The organism is Tautonia sp. JC769, assembly GCF_040717455.1.
GTDB lineage: Bacteria > Planctomycetota > Planctomycetia > Isosphaerales > Isosphaeraceae > Tautonia.
Genome location: NZ_JBFEFH010000007.1, coordinates 178149 through 194500, shown reverse-complemented (window position 1 = coordinate 194500; position 16352 = coordinate 178149). Strand labels below are relative to the sequence as shown.

General features: G+C 67.6%; 12 protein-coding genes. 5 read left to right on the top strand and 7 right to left on the bottom strand.

The genetic code is table 11. From position 1 onward, the window contains the following. Positions 1-61 precede the first annotated feature (61 nt). From holB to AB1L88_RS09935, 4 genes are read right to left on the bottom strand one after another with little or no spacing between them, the layout of a single operon-like run. Positions 62-1093 carry a DNA polymerase III subunit delta' gene (holB, locus tag AB1L88_RS09950; protein WP_367096500.1) on the bottom strand — a complete coding sequence of 344 codons (1032 nt, stop codon included), beginning with the start codon at positions 1091-1093 and terminating at the stop codon, positions 62-64. Further along, positions 1065-1754, bottom strand: a complete 690-nt coding sequence (gene tmk, locus AB1L88_RS09945) for a dTMP kinase (protein ID WP_367096499.1) — start codon at positions 1752-1754, stop codon at positions 1065-1067. The genes holB and tmk overlap by 29 nt, the downstream gene beginning before the upstream one ends. Positions 1755-1802: 48 nt before the next feature. Next, positions 1803-2285 carry an NUDIX domain-containing protein gene (locus AB1L88_RS09940; RefSeq protein ID WP_367096498.1) on the bottom strand — a complete coding sequence of 161 codons (483 nt, stop codon included), beginning with the start codon at positions 2283-2285 and terminating at the stop codon, positions 1803-1805. 2 nt (positions 2286-2287) lie between these two features. Then, the gene (locus AB1L88_RS09935; RefSeq protein WP_367096497.1) at positions 2288-2584 is read right to left on the bottom strand and encodes a biotin/lipoyl-containing protein; all 297 of its coding nucleotides are present in this window, start codon (positions 2582-2584) and stop codon (positions 2288-2290) included. A 573-nt stretch (positions 2585-3157) separates the two neighbouring features. Between AB1L88_RS09935 and AB1L88_RS09930 the strand changes: the two genes are divergently transcribed. Then, positions 3158-5719, top strand: a complete 2562-nt coding sequence (locus AB1L88_RS09930) for a response regulator (RefSeq protein WP_367096496.1) — start codon at positions 3158-3160, stop codon at positions 5717-5719. 212 nt (positions 5720-5931) lie between these two features. Here AB1L88_RS09930 and AB1L88_RS09925 read toward each other — a convergent pair whose 3' ends face one another. Further along, complete coding sequence (locus AB1L88_RS09925) at positions 5932-9045, bottom strand: sigma 54-interacting transcriptional regulator (protein ID WP_367096495.1); 3114 nt, start codon at positions 9043-9045, stop codon at positions 5932-5934. Positions 9046-9594: 549 nt separating this feature from the next. Between AB1L88_RS09925 and AB1L88_RS09920 the strand changes: the two genes are divergently transcribed. From AB1L88_RS09920 to AB1L88_RS09905, 4 genes are all read left to right on the top strand, one after another. Next, positions 9595-10455: an alpha/beta hydrolase gene (locus tag AB1L88_RS09920; protein WP_367096494.1), complete on the top strand. Its 861-nt coding sequence runs from the start codon at positions 9595-9597 to the stop codon at positions 10453-10455. A 20-nt stretch (positions 10456-10475) separates the two neighbouring features. Further along, on the top strand, positions 10476-11111 hold the full coding sequence (locus tag AB1L88_RS09915) for an HD domain-containing protein (protein WP_367096493.1): 636 nt from the start codon (positions 10476-10478) through the stop codon (positions 11109-11111). A gap of 880 nt (positions 11112-11991) precedes the next feature. Then, a complete protein-coding gene (gene aroF, locus AB1L88_RS09910; protein WP_367096492.1) occupies positions 11992-13005 on the top strand; it encodes a 3-deoxy-7-phosphoheptulonate synthase in 1014 nt (337 codons plus the stop codon). Between the two features lie 133 nt (positions 13006-13138). Then, positions 13139-13690, top strand: coding sequence for a YetF domain-containing protein (locus AB1L88_RS09905; protein ID WP_367096491.1), 552 nt, complete (start codon positions 13139-13141; stop codon positions 13688-13690). A 185-nt stretch (positions 13691-13875) separates the two neighbouring features. On the opposite strand, the gene AB1L88_RS09900 is transcribed toward AB1L88_RS09905, so the two are convergent. After that, positions 13876-15021 (bottom strand): methyltransferase domain-containing protein, encoded by a 1146-nt coding sequence (locus AB1L88_RS09900; protein WP_367096490.1) that lies wholly within the window; start codon positions 15019-15021, stop codon positions 13876-13878. A 239-nt stretch (positions 15022-15260) separates the two neighbouring features. Next, the gene (locus tag AB1L88_RS09895) at positions 15261-16316 is read right to left on the bottom strand and encodes a class I SAM-dependent methyltransferase (RefSeq protein WP_367096489.1); all 1056 of its coding nucleotides are present in this window, start codon (positions 16314-16316) and stop codon (positions 15261-15263) included. Positions 16317-16352 lie beyond the last annotated feature (36 nt).

Genomic DNA, 16352 nt, shown 5'->3' with positions numbered 1-16352 from the left:
TGGGTTGCCCCGGCCTGGCCTCATTCGACGCGTCGAGGCAACTCGGCCACCGCCTGTCGCATCAGCGGAGCCCGGAGAGCAAGCGTCCCAGATCGCGCGTGAAGGCATCGACGAGCAGCGGGAGATAGACTCGCCTGCGCAGGTGGTAATCGGCTTCCAGGCAGCGTTCGACCAGCAAATACACGTCCTCCGGCTCAAGCCGATCGGCCAGGGCGGCGGCGGCCCGGCGATCGGACGGGTCGGGCGCCTGCGGGTCGAGCCCGGCCCCTTGCCAGAGCACCCCTCGGAAGAACCGGGCCAGCTCGCCGAAGATCGCGGCCGCTCGGGTCCGCTGGGCGAGGCTCTCCTTGCCCGCGTCCTTGATGAACTCCTCCAGCCGGCGGGCCAGGTCGGGCGCGTCGAGCGGCCGGGCGTCGGCCAGCTCGTCCACCAGGCGGCGGCGGAAGCTCGTCAACTCCGGGTCGGCCAGGCTCAATGCCCTGGAGACGCTCCCCTCGCCGAGCTGGGCCAGTCGGTCGGCCTCGCCCGGGTCGGCCTCGGGGTCGCGGTCGCGGAGGATCGCCGCCAGCTCCGCCTCGGGCAAAGGGTCGAACCGCACGACCCGGCAGCGCGAGAGGATCGTATCGAGCTGCAGCTCGGACGACGTGCCGACCAGGATCAGGACCGCGCCGGCGGGGGGCTCCTCCAGGGTCTTCAGGAAGGCATTGGCCGCCTCCTCGTTGAAGTGGTCGGCATCGTCCACGATGGCGACCTTGCGCATCCCTCGCATGGGCTTGAGGCTGAGGTCGTGGCAGAGATCCCGGATGACGGCGATCGGCAGCTCGTGCTTGTCCTCGGGCCGGCCGACCTCGTGCAGGTCGGGATGATCGCCCGAGGCGACCTGACGGCACGACGGGCATTCGCCGCACGGGTCGAGCGAAGCCTCGGCCTGCCGATCGCAGAACAACGCCTGGGCCAGCCGCCGGGCGAAGGTCCGCTTGCCGATCCCCTCCGGCCCGACGAACAGGAGCGCGTGAGGGAACCGGCCGCTCGAAGCCGCCCGGCGCAGGTCGTCCACCACCCGATCATGACCGCGGACCGATCCCCAGGACACGCAGCACCTCTCCTTCGATCCGGTTGGCGACCTCGTCCGGCGACTGTGCGCCGTCGATCACGACGATGGGCCCCGGGTACGACCGGGCCGCCTCGAGGAATCCGTGGCGGACGCGGGAGCGATAGCCCTCCCCGCGGTCCTCGATCCGGTCCCTCGGCCCGCCGGTCCGGGCGCGGGCGACCGCCTCGGGCACGTCGACCAGGAAGGTCAGGTCGGGCATCAATCCCCCCGTCGCCGCCCGGCCGACGCCCCAAAGCCCCTCGACTTCCAGGCCCCCGGCATGCCCTTGATACACGACATTGCTGAGGAGGTAGCGATCCGACACGACCACCTTCCCCGACTCCAATCCGGGCCGAATGATCTGATCGACCATCTGGGCCCGGCTGGCCATGTAAAGCAGCATCTCGGCCCTCATGCCCATCGGCACCCCGTCTCGGTCGAGCAGGAGCGACCGCAGGCGGTCGCCGAGCGGAGTGCCGCCGGGATCGCGGCACGAGACGACCCCGAGGCCCAGCCGTTCCAGGAGTTCGACCAGCCGCGCGGCCTGGGTCGACTTCCCGGCGCCGTCCGGCCCTTCGAGGCAGAGGAACGTCCCCCGCGCACCGCGACCGATCCCGGGGGCCTGGGAGACCGGAGGCTGGGGGGGGGCGGACGTGCTCATGCGGGAATCACGCTCACGGGGCGACCGGGTCGGGAACGTCGAGGGCCATCACCGCCCCGGCCCCCGGACGGGCTCGCCGGTCAGCCACTGGTGGGCGTCGGCGAAGAGCTGGCGGATCTTGGCGTGGTAGAGCAGCCGGGTAATCTCTTCGAAGGTCCCCCAGCGGTGCCAGTGACCGAACGGGTCGGCGGTATGCTCGGCCGAGCAGGCCAGGGTCGAGGTGTCATGCACCTCGACGATATAGTAGACGACCGTCTTCAGGACCTTGCGCCCCTGGCGAAGGTAGGTATACGAGAGGCTCCGCTCGAAGCCGTTGCGGAAACTCCAGTCAGTCAGCGAGGTTTCTTCCTGGAACTCGCGCGAGGCGGTCTGCGTGGTCGTTTCCCCGGGGTCCATGCCCCCTTTCGGAAACTCCCAGCGGGCCCTCGGGTTGCGGACGGTGGCCGAGTGGAGCACCAGGTAGCGCGGGGTTCCGTCCTCGGCGATCCGGAACGGGATGACGCCGGCGGATCGCTCGAAGAAGGGACTCATGGTCAACGGGATCCGGTCTCATCCGACGACGGCGCGTCGGCATCAGGGCCGTCATCGCCCACGGCCAGCAGCCCCAGCACCATCCCCGGCCAAACCCGATCATCTTCGAAACCACGGATCTCGGCCAGGCGGCCGGAGCAGGGCGCGGGGACATCGAAGGTGGCCGGGCCGACCAGCACTTCGACCAGCCGGTCCCCCTCCCAGACCTCGGCTCCCCGTGCCGCGAACCAGTGGCTGATGATGATCGGCTCGTCCGGGGCGGTCCCCAGATTGGGCAGGACGACTGCCTCCAGGCGCATTGACGAACCCTGACTGACGGTCTAGACAATTCCGCGGGCCGAGGTGCGACAGCATCGCACGCCCGGTTCGCGACAGATGCTTTCGACTCTACCACCGCCGGGTTCGCCTTGCTAGACATCTACGCCGATCGACCGATCGGCCGTCCCGTTCGGATCGGCCGTTGACGCTGTTCCGGCGGCCCGATTAAAGTCCTGTTGGACCTCCCGCGCGCTGTCCCGAATCGATCGACACCACCGCATCGAGACGCTCCTCGTGCTTCCGACCCCGAAACCCCTCCCCGATCCCGTGATTCTCACCTCCTCGCCCCCGAGATCCTCGGTCGAGTCGAATCTGGTCCGAGAATTGCTGCGACATTTCGAATCGTCCGAGACGAATTCTCGAGGTCGTTTCCCGAGCCCCAGGAAGACGGCAACGGAAGAGGCACGGCGTGGATATCGTCACAACGCCGAGGCCCAGGCGCCCATCGACCTGCGGTTCGCTCGGACGCCTTCGCCGGTGTTACGAACCCGCGGGGTCGGCCCGAGCCTGCGATCGCGGCCTCGGACGCGATTTCCAGACCGAGCGCTTGAGGTATGGCCTTGGATCCGGACTCATCCACTCTCGAAGCCCTGCGATCGGCCCTCGAGGCTGCCAACCAGCGGGCCGATCAGGCGGAACAGGCCCTGGAAGCCCTCTACAGCGGGGCGGCCGATGCCATTATCGTCCCCGGGGGGGGGGCACCCCAGGTCTTCATCCGCGACGGGGCCGACCGGTCGTACCGGGAGATTCTCGAGCTGATGGCCCAGGGCGTCGCGGTCTGCGATCTGGAGGGGAGGATTCTCCGGGCCAATCAGGCCCTGCTCGACCTGCTCGGCGAGTCGACCGACCGCCTCCTGGGCCAGTTCCTCACCGATTTCCTCGCGATCGATTCCGTGACCGAGCTCGAGGCCCTGATGGCCGCGGCCCGCAACGGAACCGACCAGGCCGAGCAGGGCAACCTCCGGCTCAACCGGCGCGATCGCGAGCCGCTGCCGGTCCACCTCGGCGCCAGCCGCCTGGCCGTCGACGACCTCGACGTCATCGTCGTGACCCTCACCGACATGTCTCGCCAACAGCGCGACGAGGAACTGCTGGCCTCCGAGCGCCTGGCCCGGTCGATCATCGATCAGGCGGTCGATGCGATCATCGTCTGTGACCCGGCCGGACTTGTCCTGCGGGCCAGCCGAGAGGCCCACCGCCTCTGCGGCGGCAATCCCCTCCGCCAGCGGTTCGACGAGGCCTTCCCCCTGCACCAGGCCGCGCCGGGCGATGTCGGGTGGCCCCACCCCGAGGAGGCGGCGGCCGCCATCGGGCTGCCCCTCTCCATCGACGAGATGCTCGGCGATGTGCCGATCCGGAACCTCGAAGTGACGCTGCGTTGCGGCGATTCCCCCTCGGTGCTCCTGCTCAATTCCGGGCCGATCCGAGACGAGGTCGGCCGTCGGCTGGCCTCGATCGTCACCCTGACCGACGTGACCCCCTTGAAGCTGGCCGAGGCCCGACTGCTGGAAGCCGACCGCCGCAAGGACGAATTCCTCGCCATGCTCGCCCACGAGCTGCGCAACCCGCTGGCCGCGATGGCCTACGGCGTGGCCTTGCTGCACAGCGGCGCCCGCCAGGCGCCCCGCGACGATGACGACGTTCTGCCGATCCTCGAACGCCAGGTCGCCCACATGCGATGGCTCGTCGACGACCTGCTCGACGTGGCCCGGGTCGAGCGCGGCCGGATCGTCCTGCGGAGTCGACCGATCGACCTGGCTGAGGTGGCCGAACAGGCCGTCCGGGTCGTCCAGCCGAGCATCTCCGAGCTCCAGCATCGGTTGGAATTGACCGTCAGTCACCGGCCGCTCTGGGTCCTGGCAGACCCGATTCGTCTGGAGCAGGTCCTGGTCAACCTCCTGACCAACGCCGCCAAGTACACGCCGACCGGGGGCCGGATCGCCCTGGACGCCGCGCCCGATCCCGACCAGCCCGGTCAGGTCCGCATCCGGGTGATCGACAACGGCGTCGGACTCGATGCCGAGATGCGCGACAGGGTCTTCGACCTGTTCGCCCAGGCCGATCGCTCGCTCGATCGCCAGCAAGGCGGGCTCGGCATCGGCCTGACGCTCGTGCGTCGCCTCGTCGAGCTGCATCACGGCTCCGTCGAGGTCGCCAGCGAGGGCCCCGGCCGGGGCAGCACCTTCACCGTCCGATTGCCCCTGGCCGACGCCCCCGAGCCGGCCGATCCCGCCCCCCTGCCCTCCGACGCCGATCAGGACCAACGGCGGCATGTCTTGCTGGTCGAGGACAACCGCGACATGGCCCGCGCCCTGCAACGCCTGCTCGAAGAGCAGGGGCACCGGGTCGACACGGCGTACGATGGCCCCTCGGGCCTGGAATCGGCCGAGCGGCTCGAACCCGAGGTCGTCGTCCTCGACATCGGCCTGCCGGGACTCGACGGCTTCGAACTGGCCCGTCGCCTGCGCAAGCTTCCCTCGCTGGCCGAAACCCGCCTCATCGCCCTCTCGGGGTACGGTGAGCGTCGGGACCGAGACCGCGCCATCGCCGCCGGGATCGACCACCACCTGACCAAACCCATCGACGTGGCGGATCTCGACCGCCTGATCCGGATCGCCCCGGCCTCCCGGCCGAACGGGCAGGGCGCATCTCAAACCGGCCCATCGCGCGTTCCCCCTCCCTCGCGTCCCGCCGAGGACTCGACAGCCCTCCCCGCCGAGGACTCGACGCAGCGAGGCCCCGCCCCGTCGTACCGCATCCTGCTGATCGAGGATCAAAGGGCGCTCGCCGTCGTGGCCAAGCGAGTGCTGGAACGGACCGGGCATGTCGTCGAGCTGGCCGCGGACGGCCCGACCGCCCTGGAGCTTGCCCGGTCGACCCGGCCCGACTTGGTCCTCTGCGACCTGCATCTCGACGGCCCGATGGACGGCCATGAGATCGCCCGCACCCTCCGCGCCGATCCGAGCCTGGCCGACACCCCCCTGATCGCCGTCACCGCCCGCGATGGCGACGCGGTCCGCCAGCGCAGCCTCGCCTCCGGCTTCGACCTCCACCTGGTCAAGCCGGTCGACTACACCGAGGTCCATCGCTACCTGGCCGAGGCCCGCCGCCAGTAATCGGCCGACGGTTCGCCGGGAGGCGTCGAGATCGAGTCCTTCGATCGCCGACGCCCGAGACATTCGTGATTTCGGCCCGATGGCCGCGGGAGTCCACCGGTCACGAATCGCGGACCTCGGATCGATTGCCTGAGGAGGGACGCCTCTCGGCATTTCGATGAAGGGAGCTTCCGTCTGGGGGATTGCGGGAAGGAGCGAGGGGCAAGGACGGCTCAGGGGGATTCATTCTCGGGTGTCATCAGGCCGTACTTCTTGAGCTTGCTGACGAGGGTGCTGCGGGGGAGGCCGAGGAGGCGGGCGGCCTCGGACTTGTTGCCGCGGGCCTCGGCCAGGGCGTCGCGGAGCTGGTGGCGCTCGAAGGCGTCGAGCTCGGGGTCGTCGAGTTCGGCGGGAGGGGGAGCGGTCCAGGAGGAGGGGGCGGGGAGGCGTCGGGGGCGGCCCCGGCGGCCGGTGGAGACGGTGGCGGGGCGGCGGCGGAGCGAGGAGGAAGCGGCGAGCGGGCCGAACAGCTCGTCGGGCAGGTCGTCTCGGGTGATGGCGGGGCCTTCGGAGAGGACGACGGCGCGCTCGATCACGTTCTCCAGCTCGCGGACGTTGCCGGGCCAGTGGTAGTCGGTGAGGGCCTCGATGGCGTCCTCGTCGAGGTGGGTGATCGGCTTGCCCGATCGGCCGGCGAAGTGGCGGAGGAAGGAGACGGCCAGCTCGAAGACGTCGGCGCGGCGGTCGCGGAGCGGCGGGACGACGATGCTGATGACATTCAGGCGGTAGTACAGGTCCTCTCGAAAGCGACCGGCGCGGATCAGGGTGGGCAGGTCGCGGTGGGTGGCGGCGACGATCCGGACGTCGACGGTGATCGGCTGCGAGCTGCCGACGCGTTCGAAGGTCTTCGTCTGGAGGACGCGGAGGAGCTTGGTCTGCACGTCGAGCGAGATGTCGCCGATCTCGTCGAGCAGCAAGGTCCCGCCGTCGGCCTGCTGGAACCGGCCGACGCGGTCGCGGTCGGCCCCGGTGAAGGCCCCCCGGACGTGCCCGAACAGCTCGGATTCGAGCAGGCCGGGGGCCAGGGCGGCGCAATGGACCTTGACGAACGGCTTGGAGGACCGGGGGCTCGTGGCGTGGATCGCCTCGGCAATCAGCTCCTTGCCGGTGCCGCTCTCGCCCAGGATGAGGACCGCCGAGGGGCTGGCGGCGGCCTTCCGGACGGTGTCGAGGACCCGCTTCATGGTGGCGCTGGTGCCCCGGATGCGGCCGAGGGCGGGCGGGTCGGTGTAGGACGGCTGATCGCCGGCCTCGGGAGGGGTGGGAGGGCCGAATGGCCGGCCGTCTCGGGAGGACGGGTCGTGATCGTCGCCGTGCTGGCCGATGAGCTGGTCCTGGAGGACGAGGATGCGGCGCTGCTGTTCGGCGATCTTCTCGACCTTGTCGCGGAGCTCTCGGTTGAGGTCTTCGAGGGTCCGGTGGATCGAGGCCGAGTGCAGGGCGAGCACGGCGACGGATGACAGTGCGGCGAGGAAGACCATCTCCTCGTCATCGTACGGGAGTCCGTTACGCTTGGGGCCGAGGATGACGACGCCGGCCAACTCGCCGTCGGACGTGAGCGCGGCGGCGACCTCGCCGCCAAGTGCGATGAGGGCGTCGGCGGTCGGGTCGTGCGAGGCTCGGGCCATCGAGCCGGGGAGCCGAACAGTGGGCCGGGAGCGGAGGCGGCGGAGGATCGGGCTGTCGTCGGGCAAGGTGGCCTGGTCCGGCTCGGGCCCGAGGCTGGCGACGACCGAGAGGGGGTGATCGGGGGCAGTGCGGAGGTAGATGGTCCCCCAGTCGAGGCCAAGGACCTCGGCCGCGGCCTCGAGCAGGCGACGGCCCAGGGTGCCGCGATCGACGAGGCGGTCGACGGCCTGGCTCATCTTGCGCATCGCCTGATCGAATTTGTACTTCTCGCGGAAGAAGCGGCGGTCGATCGCCTGCTCGAACCGGCGTCGGACGCCCCCGGAGAGGACGAGGATGACCAGGGCCGTGACCATCACGACCGTCGCCTCGCGAGAGGTCTGCTCGTCCTGGAGGGAGTAACCGACCGCCAGCGCGCCGACCACCAGGACCAGCGAATAGAGCAGGCCCAGGCCGACGCTGACGAGCAGGTAGCGGACGCTCCGATTGAAGATCTCCTCGGCCTGCATCAGCTTGTAGCGGGTGATGCTCACCGCGTAGGCCGAGGTATACAGGAGCGAGACGAGATACATGGGCCAGGCGGCGCTATCCAGCCCGAGGACCGAGATGTCCTCGGCGGCGTGCTGGAGCAAGTAGCCGATGAAGACCGTCGAGAGCAAGGAGGCGAGCAGGATCCAGCGGACCTGGTTCCGCTCGATCGCGTTGCGGGCGCGGCGGTAGCTGTAGAGCAGGCAGGCGATGCAGAGGCCGAAGATCAAGACCGAGAAGCCGACATGCCCGAGCGCCACCCACTTGATGAGCCGCTGCGCCGCCAGCCGGGGGCCGAGCGTCGTGGCGTCGGGCTCGCCGGTCAGCGAGATCCAGAACATGGCGGCCCAGAGGATCGCCAGGTTCAGGGCGAAGACGCCGTAGAGGCCGAGCATCACCCACCGCCGGTGCAGGAGCAAGAGCGGGTTGGGCCTCGGGAAGACCAGGAAGAAGTGCAGGCTGGCGATCGGCACGACCATCGCCAGGGGGACGAAGGGGAAGATCAAGGCGCGATAGCTGACGATCTCGGACCAGTGGTAGCCCCCCATGAAGGCCCCCACGGTGAAGACGCAGAGCCAGAAGAAGACTCGGGCCGACCGATCATTCGGCCGTCGCCACAGGACCAGCGCGCCGAGGGCGAAGATGACCATCTCCTGCGCGAACCAGACGAGCGACCAGACATACATGCCGAACGGCCGCTGGCGGACCTTGGCCAGGGCCCGGACGGGCTCGCCGACTTCCCTGCCGTCCTCATCCAGGGGGACCCACTCGACCTGCAAGATCGCGTCGGGAGCGGTCTGGCCGATCTGACGCTGGGCCCGGATGACGGCCGTGTAGTCGTTGTCGGCGATGTCGATGCTCCACGAGTCGTCGGCAGAGGCGATCCGCGTGAGACGATCGCCGACCTCGGGGACGAGACGGGCCTCAGACCCCTGCCCCGGGTCGAACCAAATGTATCGTTCGCTGATCGGCTCCTTCTGCGCCGTGCCGAAGACGCACCGAATGCCGATGTCGCCCGAGGTGGCCACCACCCAGAGGACCGAGAGCGAGTAGATCACGACGGCGATCGTGGCGCAGATGACCGCCAGCCGAGGAGAAGCATTCGGCTGCCGACCCTGGAGCGCCGCAGGCAAGGCCCATCGTCGGTGTTCGGAGTTGGATGCAAACACCATTCACACCACAGGAAAACCAGATACCACGAGGTCGATCAATTCGGAGTTGACTTCACAATAGCGATTCGGCGCCGAAAAGCAACGGAACAATTTTTCGCTATCGATTCCGACAGCACTTCATGCCGGGATTGTTGAAGCCGACAACAAATTGCCGCATGGGAAATCTGAACAGTTTTCGTTGTTTGGGGTATCTGAATAGCCTGGGTTGTGTTTTGCTTGTCAGGTAGCAAGTTGCTTGCTGGGTTGAATTTGTGGTGTGTTTTTGCGGGTTGTATTTCTGTAAGGAGGGCCGAAGTGGTGGCGAAAATGGTGCGGCGCCGAGGCTCGCTGGCGAAAAATCGATATTGGGTAGAACTGAAAAGGATGAGTGGGAGGGGATTGGCGAAGGGTGGGGTCGTCGGGCATGGCAGGTGCACTTCAGGCGAAGTGACGAACACGCCCCCTGACGGATGACTCGTCGGGTTGTTGGAACACTATCGAGTCTTCAAATTCTTGAGATTGGGAACCACGATGCGACGATCGGCGAAGTACAGCGTGATTCCGAACTGGGAAACCGAGTGGAGCCCGATCACACGATGGCCGGTGCAGGGGCAGGGAGGAACTCACGAGGTGGTCCGGCTTGGTCGGGGATCGCCGATCGTCTTGCTGCCCGGGCTGGCCGGAGGTTGGAAGATGGTGATGCCGCTGGCCAGGCAGCTGGCGAAGCGGCACGAGGTTCACCTGATCGGGCTCTCGGGAGACGGAGCCTTGCTCCCCCGTTGCGCGGGGGTGGGAGTGGTCGACGAGGCGAAGTCGCTGCTCTCGGCCCTGGACCGATTGGGGCTGGAGCGGCCGGCCTTGATGGGGGTCTCGTACGGCGGGGCGGTGGCGTTGGAGATGGCGATCGAGGCTCCGGGGCGGTTCCATCGGCTGGCGCTCTTCGGGGCCGAGGCCCAGTTCGGGCGGAAGTGGGCCGCGACGATCGCCCGAAGGGCGCTGGAACGGTTCCCGATGCCGAGCGATAGCCCGTTCATCAATCAGTTCTTCAACCTCCTGCATGGCGGGAAGCCGGAGTCGGGGCCGCTGGCCGATTTCGTGGTGCGGCGATGCTGGGAGACGGACCAGGGGGTGATGGCCGATCGGCTCCGGGCGCTCGAGCTGTTCGACGCGAGCGATCGGCTCTGGCGGGTCGAGACGCCGACCTTGATCCTGGCCGGATCGCGCGACGTGATCGTCACGAGCGATCGGCAGAAGGCGCTGGCCCGGGCGATCTCCCCGTCGCGGTTCGTCTCGATCGAGGGGGCCGGGCATCTCGGCTTCCTGACGCACCGCAAGGAGGTCTCCGCCCGGATCGCCCGTCATCTCGGCGTGGCGCGTCGGACGGTGTCCTGACCCGGGGGCCGGCGACGACGATGCGAGATCCGCTGACGCTCCGGTTCGAACGGGCCTTGCGGTGGGCTGCCATCTGGCACGATGGCCAGCACCGCAAGGCCAGCCCGACGCCCTACGTGCAGCACCCGGTCGCGGTCGCCTGGATCCTCGACCGCCTCGGCTTCGACGAGGACGTGGTGATCGCCGCCCTGCTCCACGACGTGGTGGAGGATACCGAGGCGACGCTCGACGACCTGCGGGATCGCTTCGGCGATCGGGTCGCGGGGCTGGTCGCCCATTGCTCGGAACGAAAGACCGACGACGAGGGGAGGCAACGCCCCTGGATCGATCGCAAGCGCGATCACCTGGAGGCGCTGGCGACCGCTCCCGAGGCGTCGAAGGCGATCGTGCTGGCCGACTGCCTGCACAACATGAGGAGCATGGTCGATGACCTGGCGGCCGAAGGGCCGTCGTTCTGGGGCCGCTTTAACGCGGGGCGCGACCAGATTCTCGAGCGATATCGCCTCGTGCTCGATCGCCTGGCGGGGGGCTCCGACGACCGGCTCGATACGCTGGCCCGGCTGGGCCGATCGACCCTGGCGGAGCTGGCGGGAGAGGTCCGCGGGGACGAGTCGTTGGGCCGATCGCAGGACACGCGTTCGATGGACCTCGACTGAGGCGGTTGCCCCCCCGGCCGACCGGGGCATGCTGGCGTCGATCGGCGATTTTCGATTCTGGCGGCTGAGACGTCGGGGGGAGTTGATTCGGGGTTGCCGCGCGGATATAGTTTCCCTGTCGACCCAAGGCGGACACACGCAGGGTCGGCCTCTACGGGCCGCGTGAACGTGGCGCGGCGAGACTGGAGCCCTGAACCGTCCGAGGCTGGACTCCGGCGGCGATCAGGGGGAACCGGTTTTGAAAGGAGGTGATCCTGTGTGTAGCAGCGACAACCAGAGGCGGCTCGCCTAACGGCAGCCGACGGGTGCCCGTCGGGCAGCCGCATCCTGAGACTCGCCGTTCCAAGCGGTGAGTGAGGCCGGATCCGGGTCGCCGGGTCCGGCCTCTTGCATTTTTGCGAAGCAGTCTGGTAAGTTCGAACCCTTCAATCCTTCCGCGGGCCTGTTTCGGGCAGACGTATTGCGACCGAGGTGGCGCGTCCCCTGCCCGTTTCGACCCCAACGTTCCTGGACATCCCGGAGCCGGAGTCCTTTGGATCAGCCCGTCGCGACGTTTGGCCGATTTTCCTTCTCCTTTACCTTCGGGTATTGGTGGTGGGCCCGCTCGTTTACCGAGTGGTCGGCCGCAGGTCGCCGGGCAATGCTGGGATTGTGACTCAACCTGACGTTGAGCCAGACGAATCACCCCAAGCCCCGAGGCCTGCCAAGGCCTCGGGGCTTTTTTTTTCGTGAATCGTGATCGAGTACATTGGTCCGATTTCCCTGGGCGTTTCCGGGGGTTTCGACGGTGTCGGAGGGCGGTCGACGATCGGTCTCACCGTGGGACCGCCAGGCCGGCCAGACACCCGGACCTTACCAACACAAATGAGGGCGGACAGCCGTGATCGTCGTGATGAAGCCAGACGCGACCGAGGCGCAAATTTCCCACGTGCGCGAGCATATCGCTTCGCTCGGCTTGCAACCGCAGGTCATCGTCGGGGAACACCAGACGGTGATTGCCGCCATCGGCCAGGAGCGACCGGGACTGGTCGAGGCGTTGGAACCGGCCGAGGGCGTGGTCAAGGTCTTGCCGATCATGGCCCCCTACAAGCGGGCGTCTTCAGAGCTGAAAACCGAGCGGACGGTGGTCCGGGCCCGATCGCTGGAGGTGGGCGGGAAGAGGATCGGTGTCATCGCCGGCCCGTGCTCGGTCGAGAGCGAGGAGCAGATCGTCAGCATCGCCCGGAAACTGAAGCAACTGGGGGCGACCGGCCTTCGAGGCGGGGCCTACAAGCCCAGGACCAGCCCCTACAGCTTCCAGGGACACAAGGTCGACGGCCTGAAGATGCTGGCCACGGCCCGCGACGAGACCGGGTTGGCGATCGTGACCGAGGTGATGGCGCCCGAACACGTCCCGGTCGTGGCCGAGTACGCCGACGTGCTCCAGATCGGGGCGCGGAACATGCAGAACTATCAGCTGCTGCAGGCCGTGGGAGACTCGGGGAAACCCGCCTTCTTGAAGCGCGGGATGAGCGCGACCATGGAGGAGTTCCTCCTGGCGGCCGAGTACATCCTCGATCGCGGCAATGAAAATGTGATGCTTTGCGAGCGGGGCATCCGAGCGTTCGAGGACCACACGCGATTCACCCTGCCGCTGGCGTCGGTCCCGTATTTGCAGTCGAAGACACACCTGCCGGTCGTGGTCGATCCGTCGCACGGGACGGGCAAGGCTGCCCTGGTGCCCGCGATGGCCCGGGCCGCGATCGCCGCCGGAGCCGATGGCCTGATGGTCGAGGTCCACGACGACCCCGAACACGCCATGAGCGACGGCGCCCAGACCATCACGCCCGATGCCTTCGCCAGGATGATGGCCGAATGTCGTCGGGTGGCCGAGGCGGTCGATCGCAGTCTGTAACTGTCGAGGGTCGATGCCCTCCGGCGTGTGATCGATGCCTGGAATTCGAACTCGGCCTGAGCACCCAACAAACCTTCGATGAGGGGACAGTTGGCTTGGGCCGGGAGGCATTCGACCCGGAGGGCTCAGAACGATGAAGGATGTTCAATTTGTCGATTGGTTTTATCAGGGTTGGGATGGCCCGCTCCGGGTCATCGTGGTCGGCACGCTGGCCTATCTGGCTCTGATCGTGGTCATGAGGATCACCGGCACGCGCACGTTGTCGAAGATGAACGCCTTCGACTTCGTCGTGACGGTGGCGATCGGCTCGACCCTGGCGACGATCCTGCTGTCGAGCGACACGGCACTGGTCGAGGGAGTCGTGGCGCTTGCCCTGTTGATCATGCTTCAATGGCTGATTACCTGGATGGCGACCCGGTCGGAGCAGGTGACTCGCCTGATCAAGGCCGAGCCGGTCCTGCTGGTCCGGGACGGCCAGATGCTGCGCCAGGCGATGCACCGCTCTCGGGTGATCGAGGCGGATATTCTCCAGTCGGTGCGCCAGCAGGGGAAAGGGTCGCTCGATGAGGTATCGGCCGTGGTCCTGGAAACGGATGGCTCGTTTTCGGTGATCTCGAGGCCGATCGACGGCGAGCCGACGGCGCTGGCGAACGTGGATCGGGATGTGGTGGCGCGAGGAGTGTGAGCGTAAGCCAGGCCGGCTCGGGCCGTGGGAGCCCCCTTGGCCCGGGCTTCGGCCACCCTCTCCCCCGGCCCGGGGGGCGAGGGTTGAGGGCGGTTGCTGATCTGTTGCCGCAATGGGTGGGCATCCCGACGAGCAGACCCAGGGGATGCACCGGGGTCCCGACGCACGGGAGGGTTGGCCCAGGATCAAGCCGCGGCGATCTGGAGGGAGGAGGGTTTCGAGAAGACGGCGGTGGTGCCCCAGGCGATCTTCCAGCCGTCCTCGGGATCGAGGGCGGTGATGATGTCCTCGTTGCGGAGCCAGCGGTCGACGGGGGCCTCGCGAATCAGCTCCTCGACGGTCATCTTGAGGAAACGCTCGCGGATCTGGGGATGGTCGCGGAGGCCGTGGGCGTAGAGTCCGAGGATCTGGTGAAGGGTGAAGATCGGCTGATTGGACAGCTCCATGAACTGCTGGTCGAGCTGCAGGTCGGCGAAGAGTCGCCGCATGCCGAACCGGGTGCAGTTGAAGTAGTGCGACGGGTAGCCGTGCTCGGCCTGCAGGAAGGGGATCGAGCAGTAGAGCTTGCCGCCCGGCTTCAGGACCCGCATGATCTCCTGGGCGCAGAGGAACGGGTCGTCGACGTGTTCCAGGACGGCGATGGACAGGACCGCGTCGAACGAGTCGTCCCGGAAGGGGAGATCCTGACCGATGCAGAGGATGTCGGTCGAGGGATAGTCATAGATCTCCATGTTGATCACATTGGGGACCGGGTTGCGGCGGAAGCCGGCCCCGGCCTCGAGGATCATGGCGTCGGGCGGGAGGGTGTTGAGGAATTCGTAGATCGACGGACCGTAGTGGTGCGCGGAGATGGCGTCGGTCTTGGCGCTCATGCGAGGGTCGATCGACCAGTCGTCGGGCAGCGCGCTGGGGGCCCGGCAGCCTTCGAGCCTGTTCAGGGGCCGTCGTGCGTTCGACTCGATGAAGGCCCGCTTCGTGCGACGGTCTTCCAGCAGGCGGGGCAGCGGGTCGGAGGCCGAGGCGAGGATGTTCATCGGCAGCGAGGCGATCAGTTCTCCATCCAGGAAGAATTCGACCACCAGGCTTTCCTGGGCCGATGCCTTGCCGCGTTCGGCCAGTTCGAGCATATCGACGAAGACCAGGAAGCCGACATGGAGGCTGGGGTTGAGTTCCCTGCGCCGGATGCGGGCGAACTGGGGGCGCTCGCCCCGGATGCGCACGTCGAATTCTCCGGAGGAATCGGGGACCTTGATCCAGCCCCAGAGGTATTCCATGGGGTGCGTGACGGTCGGCTGGGCGGGGTCATCGAGATAGAGTTGGATGTCCGACATCGACCATTCCTCCTTGAGTATCGACCAAACACCGACCCGCGAGGCCGCGCCTCGGCGGGTCGGCGATCCGGATGGTCGACAGGTTGGCCTCCCCGCTGCTCGGCAGGGACGACCGGCTCGACCTGGGTCGGGGGACCGTCACGCATCCGTTGATCGCGGGGACGCTATCAGGATGACCGGAGGCGGTCAAGCCGGCTTCAAAGGGGGCGTCAACCCCGGTGCCGATGCCGAGGAGGGCGTCAGCCGACGGCTTTCCGCCGCAGGAGGTAAAGATCCTGATTGGCCTGATTGCGGCCGGGCCGAAAGGCCATCAGGTCCCAGTGGTGTTGCAGATGAAGCATGACCCAGGAGAGGGGAAGGAAGGCGTCTCCCCAATCGGAGATGGAATCGAGCTGCGACAGCACTTCCTGATTCTGGCGATAGACGTCTTCAAATCGATAGCGGCTCTGGAGCAGGTCGGCGGCGATGGCCCGGACGGCATCGGGGGGACGCCAGCCGGTTCGGAGGCTGTAGTTCAGGGTCGCGGCGCCGTGGGTGGTGAACATCAAGACGCCCCCCGGCGAGACGATTCGGGCCATCTCATCGAACCAGGCCATGGCCGCGCGTTCGGAGAAGTGCGACCAGATGGAGATGGCGTAAACGCCGTCGAACTGCCGGGCAGCGTACGGCAAGGGGGGCCACTGGGGGCTGACCTGGAAGTCGATCGCGGGCAGGTGCTCCGAGGCCCAGGCGATGGACTCCTTGACCGGATCGCAGCCGTACCAGTGGGCCTCGGGGTAGGCGGCGGCGAGGTAGCGAACCGCGGCCCCGGAAGAGCAACCGAAGTCGAGGTAACGACCGCCCGGTTCGATCCGGCCGCCGCAATCTTCCAACTCTTCGAGGAAAAGGTCGCCGCTGTACTGGTCGCCGACGAAGATCGGCATGCGCATCATGCAGTGGATGTGGGCCGGCGGATTGGCGTCGCAAAGGCCGGTTTTGACTCCGATCCGATCAGGATGAAAATGGGTTCCGTAGCGGAGGATTTCGCGTCGGAAGTGGGTGGGAGAGGTATGGGCGTAGCCCTCGAACAACTGGCGGAAGGTGTCGGGGTCGAGGCGGTCGCGGAGCGTTTCCTCGACGAGCGAGAGGTCGCCCGAGTCGAGGCGGGAGAAGAGTCGATCGGTGCCGGGGGCCTTGGCGGGAAGCTGATACGCGGCCACCGGTCCGAACCACTGGGCGAGCGCCTCTTCCAGCGGCACGTCGGCCGGAAAGGGGGCGGCATGGGGCTGGGACCGTTCGATTGCCGTGGCGGTCATGCGCATCACCTCGTTGGTCAGGGCGCGAGGACACGG

Bases quoted from the DNA above. Each gene is read 5' to 3' on its own strand.
- AB1L88_RS09915 (WP_367096493.1), top strand. From the start codon at position 10,476: ATGCGAGATCCGCTGACGCTCCGGTTCGAACGGGCCTTGCGGTGGGCT.
- AB1L88_RS09940 (WP_367096498.1), bottom strand. From the start codon at position 2,285: ATGAGTCCCTTCTTCGAGCGATCCGCCGGCGTCATCCCGTTCCGGATC.
- AB1L88_RS09930 (WP_367096496.1), top strand. From the start codon at position 3,158: ATGGCCTTGGATCCGGACTCATCCACTCTCGAAGCCCTGCGATCGGCC.
- AB1L88_RS09895 (WP_367096489.1), bottom strand. From the start codon at position 16,316: ATGACCGCCACGGCAATCGAACGGTCCCAGCCCCATGCCGCCCCCTTT.
- AB1L88_RS09900 (WP_367096490.1), bottom strand. From the start codon at position 15,021: ATGTCGGACATCCAACTCTATCTCGATGACCCCGCCCAGCCGACCGTC.
- AB1L88_RS09920 (WP_367096494.1), top strand. From the start codon at position 9,595: ATGCGACGATCGGCGAAGTACAGCGTGATTCCGAACTGGGAAACCGAG.
- tmk (WP_367096499.1), bottom strand. From the start codon at position 1,754: ATGAGCACGTCCGCCCCCCCCCAGCCTCCGGTCTCCCAGGCCCCCGGG.
- AB1L88_RS09935 (WP_367096497.1), bottom strand. From the start codon at position 2,584: ATGCGCCTGGAGGCAGTCGTCCTGCCCAATCTGGGGACCGCCCCGGAC.
- AB1L88_RS09905 (WP_367096491.1), top strand. From the start codon at position 13,139: ATGAAGGATGTTCAATTTGTCGATTGGTTTTATCAGGGTTGGGATGGC.